Genomic DNA, 13308 nt, shown 5'->3' on the forward strand with positions numbered 1-13308 from the left:
GCTTGCTGAGGGCAATTTTGAAATTTAAATTTCTCAATGCCAACGTTATTATGGAACAGTACGAGTGATTAGTGAGTAAATCTTTTTACCGATAATAAACCCCGAATTCAGGCTCTAGTTAAAAGAGTCCAGAATTCGGGGTTTCTATTTCAGAAAGTTATTCGCTTTCTTCTTTAGGTTTTTCTTTTCTGGGCAATAGTTCGGGTGTCGAATCTAGCTGATCGAGGAATGATCTCGACTTCAAACGAATTCCCACTTGCTCATCGTAAATTGTACGAACAAGTTTTTTCATGAATTCTTTCGTTGTCTTTTTCAATGTCAAATTACCAACTCGATTGATGGGGACTGTATAAAATGTCCGAATCAGTTTTAATTGACTTGGTGTAATTCGGGTTGCAAATTTGTCTACCTGGAAGCATCTATGGCAGATAAAACCGGTTTGCATAAAGGAAAATGCAAACTCTCCCTCTGTCGCTCCGCAGTTTGCACATTGATGAAGAACTGGATGAATGCCAGCTATCGGTAACATTTTCCACTCAACGAATAACGCAATCGCTTCGGGGTCATATTGTTCGTTAATTGCGTGAAGCGCATCATATAACAATCCATATATTCCCACGATACGTTCATTATCTTCAGTAAGCTTATCAATCAATTCGACAATATAACTGGCATAGGCCGTTGCTTCCAAGTCTTCTCGAATATGCCGCATTGAGTCGAGTGGTTCACCCTGTTCAAGTGTCCCCATTCCTCTGCCAGTTCGAATCAGAAATGAACCGTGTGTGAAGGGTTGTGTGACTGCTGCTAGCCTGCTAGCCGGTTTCTTCGCACCACGCGCCATTGCCGTCATTTTACCGCCTTCACGTGTGAACAGCGTAACAATTTTGTTGGACTCGCCATACGGAATGCCTCTTAAAATGATTCCTTCCCATTTGTTCAGCGAAGCAATCACCTCTTTGTCAACTTATGCAACTCATTTCTTAATACTCATCGTCCCTGAAACCGAATTCTTTCAGTTGACCTGGCTTATTACGCCAATCTTTTTGCACTTTAACCCACAACTCAAGAAATACTTTTGAACCAAGTAACATTTCAATATCATATCTTGCTTTCGTGCCGATTTCTTTAAGCAATGCACCTTTTTTACCGATAACAATGCCTTTCTGAGAATCGCGGTCAACGACAATCGTTGCCATTACGTTAACCATTTCACGTGATTCCTCGCGTTCAATCTTTTCAATAACAACAGCTATGGAATGTGGAATTTCTTCTCTCGTTAGATGTAATACTTTTTCGCGAATTAATTCAGAAATAATGAATCGCTCAGGATGATCCGTTACTTGATCATCAGGGTAATATTTGGGCCCTTCAGGTAAGTACTTCGTCATCGTTTCTAGCAAACGCTCCACATTATTACCGTTTAAAGCTGAAATTGGAACAATTTCAGCGAAATCGAATTCGGAAGTATAAGATGTGATAATTTTAAACAACTCGTCTGGGTGTACTAGGTCAATTTTATTGATGATTAAAAACACGGGTGTCTCCGAGTTTTCAAGTAAGTCGATGATGAATCGATCACCGCGGCCAATCGCTTCGTCAGCATTAACCATGAACATGATTATATCTACTTCTTTTAACGTGTTACGAGCAGTTTTCACCATGAAATCACCAAGCTTATGCTTTGGCTTATGAATTCCTGGAGTGTCAATGAATATTATTTGTGATTCATCTGTTGTAACAACCCCTTGCACTTTATTGCGTGTTGTCTGGGGTTTATCGCTCATGATGGCAATTTTCTGACCGACTACATGGTTTAGAAATGTTGATTTACCAACATTAGGGCGGCCAATAATCGATATGAACCCTGATTTAAACTTATTATTGTTTTGCTGCATATGAAAGATCCTCCTTGGAAAATGCGCCCGGAAGCAATTTTGCTACCGTTGTTTCTTCTACGTCCCCATTTAAGTTTGTCAGATATACAGGCATTGCGCCATCACAAAATTCAGCTATGACTTGTCTGCATGCTCCGCACGGGGAGATTGGACCTTGCGTATCGCCAATTACTGCAAGTGCTTTGAACGTCCGTACACCATCGGAAACCGCTTTAAAAAATGCCGTTCTTTCCGCACAATTCGTCATACTGTATGCAGAGTTTTCAATATTACAACCGTGATAAATAGTTCCATCGTCAGCCAAAAGTGCAGCCCCGACCGGAAACTTCGAGTATGGTACATACGCTTTTTCACGTGCTTTTTTCGACTCATTTAATAATTGTTCTACATCCATAAAAACACCTCTTCAATTTAGTTAAACCATCTCGGTAAAAAAATAATCAACCCGATTAATGCACTAATCATTGCGTATATTAGCACAGCACCCGCAGCAAGATCTTTCGCCTGTTTTGCAAGCGGATGGCGCGTATCTGTTACAAGATCAACAACACGTTCCACCGCCGAATTCAACATTTCAAGTGCGAGCATCCCGCCAATCAAAATGAGAATGATAAACCATTCGTATCGTGACAATCCAGTCAGTACTCCTGCAGACACGACAATAATAGCGGAAAATAAATGCAATTTAGCATTTCGTTCTACTAGTATACCGTGACGGATTCCATTCCACGCGTAGACGAATGATAGCAAAAACTTCCGCATCGAGTATTCACCTCTCAAGTCCGAATGATGCGAGAATCTCTTTCTGCCTGCCGACCATTTTAGCTTCGTCAACTTCTGTCATATGATCGTACCCTAGCAGATGCAAAAAACCATGCAGTGCTAGAAAACCGATTTCACGATGAAAATCGTGCCCATACTCTTCTGCTTGCCTACCAGCTGTTTCCACTGATATAAGTATATCACCTAATACGGTCGGCATGCCTTCTATCGGAATTATTGCAATTTCGCCTTCCGTCATCTCTTCAAGAGCAAATGAAATAACATCTGTCGGAACATTTTTACCACGATATTCAGAATTCACTTCTTGTATTTCCTCATCTGTCATGAATGTTACAGCCAATTCTATTTCTCCAGTCAAACCTTCTTCTACTGAAGCATGGCTTAGCAATTCTCTTATCAAGTCTTCTGTTTCTTTATCTACTTTTTTAGTTTCATCTTCAAAATAAATTTCCAGCATTCTCTGACACTCCTTTCAAACTCACTTTGGATATTCAATACGGTTGTGGAATATCCCATTCAATGTTTCGCAAATAACTCTTTCAGCTGTCTTTAATTCTTTCATTGAAAGATCACATTCATCGAATTGGCCATCATTTAATTTATCATTTACAATCGATTTTACAAGTGCTGCTATTTTTTGTGGTGTGGGTTCTTTCATCGAACGTACTGCTGCTTCAACACTGTCAGCTACTGATATTATTGCGATTTCTTTTGTTTGCGGTCTAGGACCCGAATACCGAAATTCCTCCTCCTTAACATCCATACCAGATTCCTTCGCTTTAAAGTAAAAATACTTTAATGTACTCGTACCATGATGTTGACGCGCGATATCGATGATTTCAGCTGGCATCTTGTGCTTTTCAAGCAGCTTTGCACCATCTTCCGCATGGGCGATAATAATGTCCCTACTTTTCTCCGGTGGTAAAGCATCATGAGGATTTTGTCCAGCAAGCTGATTTTCTATAAAAAAGCCCGGTCTGATGGTCTTGCCAATGTCGTGATAATAGCTCCCGACTCTTGCAAGAAGTCCATTCGCTCCAATCGATTCGCACGCCGCATCAGCCAGATTGGCAACCATAACACTATGATGATAAGTACCTGGTGTTTCGGTCAAAACCTTTTTCAACAATGGATGATTTGGATTGGATAATTCGATTAGACGCATGTCGGACAATAATCGAAAGGCAGACTCAAAAAATGGCATGAGACCGATTGTAAGTGCTCCAGATAAAATACCAGAAGCAATTGCCGCTATCACATAATACACTAGCTCCGTCAAATCATAAGAAGACTGTGTCATCAAGAGGTAAAATGCGATAAACATCATATTTGAAACGGATACCCCAAGACTTGTCCGTAAAATATTCGAACGTCTCCCACCATTACCAAGCAAATATAAGCTCACAATACCGCCGAAAAGTATGTATAATGCAACTTCCATTTGAATGATTGCTGCATAACCTTCCTGAAGAATTATTCCCGCAGTTGCAGCCGTGATGATTGTTGACAATATCGCAAGACGTTCATTGGTTAACAGCTTCATTAACATTGGTGCAAGGGCTGTTGGGAATAGAAATGCGAGAAGGACATCAAAATCCTTTCCAATAAGCGATAGTAACTTCATAATGACTACTAATAGAAAAAAGACTGATAGCGCAATAAGTAATGCTTTTCTTTTTGTTACTCTATTTTCGTTCCAAGATCCAAAGTGCATATAAATGATTGCACCGATAATTACAACAAAGATAATCAGGCCAACCAATGGCTTCATGGATGACTGGTTTGACAACACACCTGCAAGCTCCAATTGCCTGTATACTTCTTTATCGATAACTTGGCCTTCACGTACAATTACTTGCCCTTGTAAAATACGTGTAGGCTCTACAGATTCCTTAGCTTGTACGACCCGTGCCTTCGTCATATCTTCGTTAATCGATTCTGTCTCAACAATAAGGGATTTGCTAATCGCAATTAGTGTTTGTAAGACAGAAGACGGAACCGCTTCCGTAAGTCGAATTTCCCGTTCGACTTCGTCGCGTACAGTCGACAAATCTGAAGTCCTGACAGGTTTCGATAATTCCTCCCCAATAACATTGACAAGTATTTTCTGCATATTAAGCAATGTCTCTGTGTTTTGTGCTAAGAGACTGGTAAGGGCTTCATCACTCAAGCGCAGTCCAGTTTCTTCCTTTTCCAGGCTCGCAAGTTTAGCCCGCATAGTCGGGAGTTGTTCTTTGGCGGACTTAGTTGGCGCTTCTGTTTCAGTTTTTCCAGGTTCACTCGAAGTTTTCACTTCAATAAGCAAGTCAAATATAGACGTTGCAATCGCTTGCCTATTTTTCACAACATCTTCGGAAAATTGATAGTATGGATTAACTTCATTAGCCGCGCGTTCTCTTTCCTGCTCTGTTTTCACAGTATCTTCTACCGTTTTTAATGAACGTATGGTATCCAATGAAATTTGAAAAAGTTTTACCTCATAGGTTTCTTTTTTAACGCTGCCATACATGAAAGTAAAAAGGAGTATCATTGATATCGCTAATAAAAATAGCGACAAGTAATTGAACTTAAGTGTTTTAAAAAGTTTCCCCATTGGCTTAAAAATTGGAATCTCTCCCCCTGCTTCTCTATGACTACAATTAGAGCAGCGATGATTCTAAAGAAAAAGCAGTCACTTTCTATGACTGCTCCTGTTCATACGCTTCAATTATTTTGGCTACGAGTGGGTGGCGTACGACATCCCCTTGTTCTAGATATTGGAAATGAATATCACTTACGTTACTTAGAATTTTTTCTGCGACAATTAAGCCTGATTCAGTGCCTCGTGGCAAGTCAATTTGGGTTTTGTCCCCATTGATTACCATTTTCGAACCAAAACCGAGTCGTGTCAAGAACATTTTCATCTGTGCTTTTGTCGTATTTTGCGCTTCATCCAAAATAATAAAGGCGTCGTCGAGTGTTCGTCCCCTCATATAAGCAAGGGGCGCAATTTCAATAACTCCCCGCTCCATAAGTCTATCCGTCTGTTCTGCTCCCAGCACGTCATGGAGGGCGTCGTATAGCGGACGCAGGTATGGGTCGACTTTTTCTTTCAAGTCGCCTGGGAGGAACCCAAGACTCTCTCCAGCCTCGACTGCTGGTCGTGTAAGTATTATCTTTTTGGCAGATCCTGTTTTCATCGCCAGTACAGCTAGTACGACTGCTAAGTATGTCTTTCCTGTTCCCGCTGGACCAATACAAAATACAAGATCTCTCGAACGAACTGCACTAACGTATTCACGCTGACCAATCGTTTTCGCGCGAATCGCCTTTCCTTTCATATTCCTAGAAATTTCTTCATCGTACAGTTCAGCAAAATATTCGATTGTGCCACTTTTCACCATCTCGAGGGCTGTCGAGACATCTCGTTGATTAATATTAGTACCTTTACGTATTACTTTCAATAACTGCTCCAAAAGCACTTTTGCTGAATTCCTATTCTCTTCATCACCACTGATTGAAATCGTGTCACCTCTGGTCAATACTGAAATGTTCAGTTCTTCCTCAATCAGCTTCATATTCTGGTCAGAAATGCCAAGAAGCATCACTGTTTCATTAGGGTCTTCAACATGAAGTTGAATCATTTGCTCATCCAATAGGCTCAGTCTCCTTGGGAATCAGTCTTTTAACAGCTATATTGTCATTGATCAGAAACAATATAGTCCCACTAACTTTATCATTACCGAATGTCACGTGTAAAATATTTTCATCTTTAATTATTGCTTTTGAAAAAGATTCCGATAATAGCTTGTTTTTTAGTAAGGGAATTAGTACTGTTTCCTCCATCCCTTTAACCAATTCAAACTGTCCTGCAGTCTCTTCCACATGTCTTTCCATTTTAATAAAAGATTGCGGAGTCCACTTCTTTTCTCCTTGCTGCTTCCACGGAGGGTTAAATGAATATTTAACAATTTCTTCACCTTGCAACTGGAATTTCATTTCTTTTGGCAAGCTGAATGAATATTCAACCCAGTAATCTGCATAAACGGCTCCGTCCGCAGCTACAATTGTTGTTTTATCGCCTTGTTCAAGGATTCCCGTAGCAAGCACGTCCCCTTCTTTTACAGTCTGATGAACTCGACTGACCCGTTCACCTCTTTTCAATTCAAAACGTGTAATTACACCCCCGGTACGCGCTACGAGGTTAGATGGGGCCTCTTCAGCTTCGACTATGTTATTTGAGGGAGGCGAAATCATGGGTATAACCGTGAGCGATGTACCGACCCGTCTAAATCTAACCCAAGACAAATTCGGATCATCTAGCATAAGGTTTCGGCGAATTTCACCTTCATCTGGGATCAGAGCTAAAGGTCTTAACGGAACAATTGAACCTTTTTCAAGTTTCTTCTCAATTCTATCCACGACTTCAGGGATATCAGATTCAATTTCTACTGACCAGAGGAAATAGGATGCCGCTAACGGAATAAGACAGGCTATAAGAAAACGACCTGTAGAAAAAAAAACTATTGAACCCGACTGAAGATCTGCAATTGAGATTGCCACTTTTAATCGATAATTCCTTCTATTGCGCCGGATAGTACGAAGCCCACTACGATCCGTCCGAAAACGAGCAACACCATCAACAACCGATAACGATGTTATTTTTGTTCCTATTGTCACCAATTTTGTGAGAAATCCAGGAAGGTCACCGTCGCCTGAAACTTTAACAGCATACCGTTTACGCATCATACACAGCTTCCTGTTTTTCACCAGTTTTAATGTTCATCGCACTAATGGAGGTAAATGTAAAAAGGGCCACTTCCTCCGTTAGTGTTTCAACTGTTAAGTCAGTCCCTGACACTTCAATCTTGTATTCTCCGCTGCTAATAATCGCAAAATCGGGGCCAAGTTTCAGCAAAGAGTAAGGACCAGTGATTCGTAATGATGAAAAATCCTCAATTGTAATTGATGAACCGGTATTAAATAGTTTTCTCAAAATATAAAACCCCCTATCCGCATTGTATGATTTGGATAGGGGGTCGATGCTTATCTTTTTGATTTCGGTGGACCGAAGATTTCAGAGAAGACAATGCCTTTAAGCAGGTCATCTTGACTTTTTGGTATTAGATCAAGCTTTTCTACAATTTCTACAGATTGGCGTACGCCACCATGTGCCGACAATCTTCCACTATGACGATTTACGGAAGAATCAGGACGCTCGATATGACGACTAACTGTTGAATCAGCACGTTCTTTTCTGCTAGATGTAGCTCTTGCAGGTTGTGCTGTTTCGGACGTAGTCAGAACCATTCCTTGATGCATTTGTCGCTGTTGCGTTTGTTCCTGTTGTGTTTGAAGTTGGCGACTTGGCGGTTCCGCATCCTGAGTCTGCATCTCTTTTTGCAATTCGCGATACAAGTCTTTTGACATCTCTTTTAATTTACGTGTCGGACTATTTGGAGCCTGACCTGTTGCCGTGAATGGCTTTGGTTGCGGTCCTTTTTCGGGTGGAGTTTTCTTTCCTTTACCGTTTAGAAAAGCCCCGACAGCTAGAGAGATGATCAATATGATAAGTCCACTATCCATTCAGTGCATCCCCTTTCCGGGAATCTGTTTCTTCCGGATTAGTCTTTGGCTGGGCCGGTTTTATCGGTTTTTCCATATTTACTGATGGAATCGCGCATTCCCGTATCTGCCTGGACATTTTTAAAGTTCATGTAATCCATGACTCCCATGTTACCTGAACGTAGTGATTCCGCCATTGCAAGTGGAACTTCTGCTTCGGCTTCAACAACTTTCGCTCTCATTTCTTCAACTTTTGCTCTCATCTCTTGCTCATTTGCCACTGCCATTGCGCGGCGTTCTTCTGCTTTTGCCTGTGCAATGTTTTTATCAGCCATAGCTTGTTCAGTTTGAAGTTCCGCACCGATGTTTTTACCGATATCAACGTCTGCGATGTCAATCGAGAGGATTTCAAATGCTGTACCTGAGTCTAGACCTTTTGCTAGCACAGTTTGTGAAATCATATCTGGATTTTCTAATACTTTTGCGTGGTCAATTGAAGAACCGATTGTGGATATGATACCTTCACCAACACGCGCTACGATTGTCTCTTCACCAGCACCACCGACAAGTCGGTCAATGTTTGCACGAACTGTTATACGAGCTTTTGCTTTTACTTCAATCCCGTTCATTGCCACACCGGCAATGAATGGTGTTTCAATAACTTTCGGGTTAACGGACATTTGTACTGCCTCTAAAACGTCACGACCCGCTAAATCGATAGCAGCCGCACGTTCAAATGTAAGTTCGATATTTGCACGGTGTGCAGCAATCAGGGCATTGACAACACGGTCAACGTTCCCTCCTGCAAGATAGTGACTTTCAAGCTGATTAATTGAAACCTCAAGCCCCGCTTTGTGTGCCTTAATGAGCGGATTAACGATTCGACTTGGGATAACCCGGCGAAGACGCATACCTATCAATGTGAAAATACTGACTCTAACACCTGCTGCCATTGCAGATATCCACAGTGTCACAGGAACGAGTGTGAAAAACACTGACAAAACAATAATTGCGATAAAAGCAATTATAACGATTGTAACTAAACTACCTGTACCTAAAAGTGCTTGCATTATTCAATTTCCCCCTTTTCTACTGATTCCCTGACTACAATTCGAGAACCTTCAACCTTTACAATAATAACATTCTTTCCTTTATCAATGTAGCTTCCATCGGAAACAACATCAATTCGTTCGCCGTCCAGTTCTATTGCACCGGATGGTCTAAGTGCTGTAGATGTCTGCGCGGTGCGGCCCAGTAGTTCTTTTCTATTCACATTAGAAACATAGCCACTTTCAGTATCAGTTGAATCCATCAATACCATCTTGTTAAGCAAGTGCAATTTTTTACCGAAAAATTTCATAATAATCACCATCCCTGTTACAGCGATTGCAACCGCGATTAAGACAGATATCGCCATATACATCGGATTGCCGCCCGCCATAATAATACTTCCAATAATTGCGAGCGATCCAACAACACCTGCAACGCCATGCGGAAGGAAGATTTCCGCTACTACCAGACCCACTCCAATTAGGAACAAGATAATCGTTTCGTAGCCTGCGAGTCCAGCAATCAGGTGCCCGTAGAAGAATAATACTAATGAACTGGCAGCCATAGTTCCTGCTACGCCAAACCCCGGAGAGTATAGCTCCAGTACAAATCCCAGTCCAGCAATTGACAAAAGAATCGGAACAACGACAGGATGCGTGACGAAACGTGCAATACTCTCCGTAAATGTTTCATTCGTCGAAATAATCTCTGCGTTTTCAAGTCCTGTTTCTTTTAGCAACTCTTTGAGGGATGTCACCGTTCCTTCACTATATTCGACTTTCATTGCCTCATCCGCAGTAAGTGTCAGTAATTCACCAACACCTGCTCGGTAGTCGGGAAGATCGATTTTAGGATTTGCCATAGCTTCAGCATATAATGGGTTACGATTTGAAGACTTCGCTGCATTTATCATACTTGCGACCCAGGCACTATGTGCTTTGACATCCGCCGCATTGCCAGAAGAGTCAATCACCTGTGCAGCACCCATTCGTCCATTTGGAGACATGTAGATTCGATCTGCATGAAGTGCCAAGTATGCGCCCGCAGATAAAGCATCATCATTGATGTAAGCGATTACCTTTAAATCTGTTTCATCCATGAGCTTAGCAATTTTTCCCGCTGCATCAGTAAAGCCACCTGGTGTATTGATGTCCAAGATGATTGCTTTTGCATCCGCATCTTCAGCTTCTGCGAATGACCTTTGCAAAAATGCGTATAATCCTTTTTCAACAACGTCTTCAATGGGAACTTTATAAACTTTAGTTGTCGCCGCACCGGTTTCTAAGAACGGAAACGTGAATGCCGATACGAATAAAATGAACAGGAGAATTTTTCCTATCATTTTATGCATAGTATTGTTCACCTCTCTTTATAGAATCTATTATATCTCTATATACGTTCTAAATGCGCGGAAGTTTCATTTTCATTGTAAATATGTTTATTTTTCTTCATCTCGAAAAGTGCACGGTGTTACATAGCCGATTTGCATATTAATACGCATGATTGGCACAGGTAGTAAATTATCTCAAGCATATACAAATAAACCGGAAAACCCATAAAGGATTTTCCGGTTTACCAAATTTTAAATTGAAAACAAGATCGAACTCATCATCGCAGGAAATCAGAATTTACGTTTCCTTGCAGCTTCAGATTTCTTTTTACGTTTCTCACTCGGCTTATCATAAAACTCACGCTTTCTTACCTCTTGTATTGTTCCACTTTTGGATACAGTACGTTTGAAGCGGCGAAGAGCATCTTCAAGCGATTCGTTTTTACGAACAACAGTTTTCGACATATCTCTTGTCCCTCCCTCCAAACACACTTCTTGTACAAGACCAAGTGCCTTGTACTCATAAATTATACCTCGTTATTAAGCATAGGTCAATATAAAACTTTCAAATTAATAATCAGATTTAGATTCCAACCCTTGCATGATTTGAACGCCTGAACTTGCACCTATTCTTGTAGCCCCTGCATCTATCATTTTCTTCATGTCTTCCAAGCTTCGAACTCCACCCGAAGCCTTGACACCCATTTCAGGTCCAACGACGGCTCTCATCAACTTGACGTCTTCCTCTGTCGCTCCCCCAGTTGAAAAACCGGTTGATGTTTTCACGAAATCAGCACCTGCTAGAACCGATAGTTCACATGCTTTTCTTTTATCTTTATCAGCTAGTAAAGCTGTTTCAATAATAACCTTTACAATCGCTTTTCCTTTTGCTGCATTAACAACTGCTTTAATGTCTTTTTCCACAGCCGCATCATCACCACTGCGAAGGGCTCCTATATTAATGACCATATCGATTTCAGTTGCTCCGTTTGCAATCGCATCAGCAGTTTCAAATGCCTTTACCTCAGACGTTGACGCTCCCAAAGGAAAACCAATGACTGTACAAACCTTAACTGGTGAACCTTCAAGTGCAGCTGAAGCTGTTTTTACCCATGCCGGGTTTACACAGACAGAAGCAAACGAATATTTACGGGCTTCTTCACATAATGTCGTTATTTCTGTTTTTAAAGCATCTGCTTTTAATAATGTATGATCGATATAAGTAGCATAATTTGTATTCAAATGAATACCTCCTTGAGTTGTCCGTACTTCTGATATCATATCAAGAACCATTCGTTTCTGCACGAAAAAAGCTGTTCCTTCCAAAATGGATAAGAACAGCTTTTTTAGATAGCTGATTTAGACGAGTTGTGCCTCTTCCTCAATAACACGGACAAACTGTCCTTCGTTATAGGGATAGCCTGCTTTCACGACTTTTACACGAATGATTTTACCGACCATGGACTCATCAGCGGGAAAAACGAGTTTCAAATAATTATCCGAGTAGCCTTCATATAACCCGCTGTCCGGATCAAGCTTATACTTTTCTTCCGGGATGACCTCGAGTACCACATTTTCGAATGTTGATGCATATTGCTTCGCCAGCTGATCGTTCAATTCGATCAGGCGATGAACACGTTCGTTTTTTACAGCTTCGGGAACCTGGTCTTCCATTCTTGCGGCGGGAGTCCCAGTCCGTTTTGAATAAGGGAAAACATGAAGTTCAGAGAATTTATAATCACGGATAAAGTTATATGTTTCCATGAACTCTTCTTCAGTCTCACCAGGAAAACCGACGATAACATCTGAAGTGATTGCCAATTGTGGCAGTGCATCACGCAATCTGTCCAGACGTTCTGCAAAAAATTCCATCGTATATTTCCGGCGCATACGTTTCAAAACGGAGTTGGAACCGGATTGAATCGGAATATGCAGATGACGAACGATTGTAGATGAATTACGAAGGACATCGATGACCTCATCTGTAAGTTGGCTCGCTTCAATCGAACTGATACGAAGACGTTTCAGTCCTATCACCTGGGTTTCAAGATCACGTAGCAGCCGAGCCAGATTGTAATCTTTCAAATCTTCTCCGTAACCACCTGTATGAATACCTGTTAAAACAATTTCAAGATATCCCGCATCGACAAGCTGTTGCGCCTGACGGATGACTTCCTGTGGATCACGCGAACGCATAAGTCCACGAGCCCACGGAATGATGCAAAATGTACAGAAGTTATTACATCCCTCCTGGATTTTGAGGGACGCACGTGTGCGATCAGTAAATGCAGGTACATCCAGTTCTTCATAAACTCTGTTTTTCATAATGTTGCGGACGGCATTGATCGGCTTACGTTCTGAACGGTACTCATCAATGAGCCCAAGAAGTTTGGTCCGATCCTGTGTTCCAACAACAATATCGACCCCAGGAATCGCCATAATTTCAGCAGGAGAAGTTTGTGCGTAACAACCCGTAACACAAATGACAGCATCCGGATTTTTACGGACTGCCCGACGAATGACTTGTCGGCTTTTCTTATCACCGGTATTCGTCACTGTACATGTATTAATGACATAAACATCAGAGTTCTTTTCGAAATCACCGCGGTCATAACCGGCTTCCTTGAAAAGTTGCCAGATTGCCTCGGTTTCGTAATGATTCACTTTGCAGCCCAACGTATGAAATGCCACCGAAGACATAGCTGC

The 13308-nt window shown here is 41.4% G+C and carries 15 protein-coding genes; all 15 read right to left on the bottom strand.

The annotated features are described in order from the left end of the window. Nucleotides 1–157 precede the first annotated feature (157 nt). Nucleotides 158–952, bottom strand: coding sequence for a DNA repair protein RecO (recO, locus tag AC1TO4_RS10345; protein WP_482100744.1), 795 nt, complete (start codon nt 950–952; stop codon nt 158–160). Nucleotides 953–980: 28 nt separating this feature from the next. Further along, nucleotides 981–1895 (bottom strand): GTPase Era, encoded by a 915-nt coding sequence (gene era / locus AC1TO4_RS10350; RefSeq protein ID WP_482105256.1) that lies wholly within the window; start codon nt 1893–1895, stop codon nt 981–983. After that, nucleotides 1879–2289 carry a cytidine deaminase gene (locus AC1TO4_RS10355; RefSeq protein ID WP_482105257.1) on the bottom strand — a complete coding sequence of 137 codons (411 nt, stop codon included), beginning with the start codon at nt 2287–2289 and terminating at the stop codon, nt 1879–1881. The genes era and AC1TO4_RS10355 overlap by 17 nt, the downstream gene beginning before the upstream one ends. A gap of 17 nt (nt 2290–2306) precedes the next feature. After that, a complete protein-coding gene (locus AC1TO4_RS10360; RefSeq protein WP_482100747.1) occupies nt 2307–2657 on the bottom strand; it encodes a diacylglycerol kinase family protein in 351 nt (116 codons plus the stop codon). Between the two features lie 7 nt (nt 2658–2664). Next, complete coding sequence (gene ybeY, locus AC1TO4_RS10365) at nt 2665–3135, bottom strand: rRNA maturation RNase YbeY (protein ID WP_482100748.1); 471 nt, start codon at nt 3133–3135, stop codon at nt 2665–2667. A gap of 21 nt (nt 3136–3156) precedes the next feature. After that, on the bottom strand, nt 3157–5271 hold the full coding sequence (locus AC1TO4_RS10370) for an HD family phosphohydrolase (protein ID WP_482105258.1): 2115 nt from the start codon (nt 5269–5271) through the stop codon (nt 3157–3159). An 85-nt stretch (nt 5272–5356) separates the two neighbouring features. Next, nucleotides 5357–6301 carry a PhoH family protein gene (locus AC1TO4_RS10375; RefSeq protein ID WP_482101007.1) on the bottom strand — a complete coding sequence of 315 codons (945 nt, stop codon included), beginning with the start codon at nt 6299–6301 and terminating at the stop codon, nt 5357–5359. A gap of 4 nt (nt 6302–6305) precedes the next feature. Then, nucleotides 6306–7403 (bottom strand): sporulation protein YqfD, encoded by a 1098-nt coding sequence (locus tag AC1TO4_RS10380; RefSeq protein WP_482105259.1) that lies wholly within the window; start codon nt 7401–7403, stop codon nt 6306–6308. Beyond that, on the bottom strand, nt 7396–7653 hold the full coding sequence (locus AC1TO4_RS10385; RefSeq protein ID WP_482100751.1) for a hypothetical protein: 258 nt from the start codon (nt 7651–7653) through the stop codon (nt 7396–7398). Before AC1TO4_RS10385 ends, AC1TO4_RS10380 begins: the two co-directional genes overlap by 8 nt. A 50-nt stretch (nt 7654–7703) precedes the next feature. Continuing rightward, nucleotides 7704–8243 carry a hypothetical protein gene (locus AC1TO4_RS10390; RefSeq protein WP_482105260.1) on the bottom strand — a complete coding sequence of 180 codons (540 nt, stop codon included), beginning with the start codon at nt 8241–8243 and terminating at the stop codon, nt 7704–7706. Nucleotides 8244–8281: 38 nt separating this feature from the next. Next, nucleotides 8282–9292, bottom strand: coding sequence for a flotillin-like protein FloA (floA, locus tag AC1TO4_RS10395; RefSeq protein ID WP_482105261.1), 1011 nt, complete (start codon nt 9290–9292; stop codon nt 8282–8284). Then, nucleotides 9292–10623, bottom strand: a complete 1332-nt coding sequence (locus tag AC1TO4_RS10400; RefSeq protein WP_482105262.1) for an NfeD family protein — start codon at nt 10621–10623, stop codon at nt 9292–9294. The genes floA and AC1TO4_RS10400 overlap by 1 nt, the downstream gene beginning before the upstream one ends. A gap of 270 nt (nt 10624–10893) precedes the next feature. Continuing rightward, nucleotides 10894–11067, bottom strand: coding sequence for a 30S ribosomal protein S21 (gene rpsU, locus AC1TO4_RS10405; RefSeq protein ID WP_067208368.1), 174 nt, complete (start codon nt 11065–11067; stop codon nt 10894–10896). A gap of 105 nt (nt 11068–11172) precedes the next feature. Next, on the bottom strand, nt 11173–11844 hold the full coding sequence (gene deoC, locus AC1TO4_RS10410; RefSeq protein ID WP_482105263.1) for a deoxyribose-phosphate aldolase: 672 nt from the start codon (nt 11842–11844) through the stop codon (nt 11173–11175). A 117-nt stretch (nt 11845–11961) separates the two neighbouring features. Further along, on the bottom strand, nt 11962–13302 hold the full coding sequence (gene mtaB, locus AC1TO4_RS10415; RefSeq protein WP_482105264.1) for a tRNA (N(6)-L-threonylcarbamoyladenosine(37)-C(2))-methylthiotransferase MtaB: 1341 nt from the start codon (nt 13300–13302) through the stop codon (nt 11962–11964). Nucleotides 13303–13308: the final 6 nt, after the last annotated feature.

It is taken from the genome of Sporosarcina sp. Y838 (assembly GCF_056786515.1).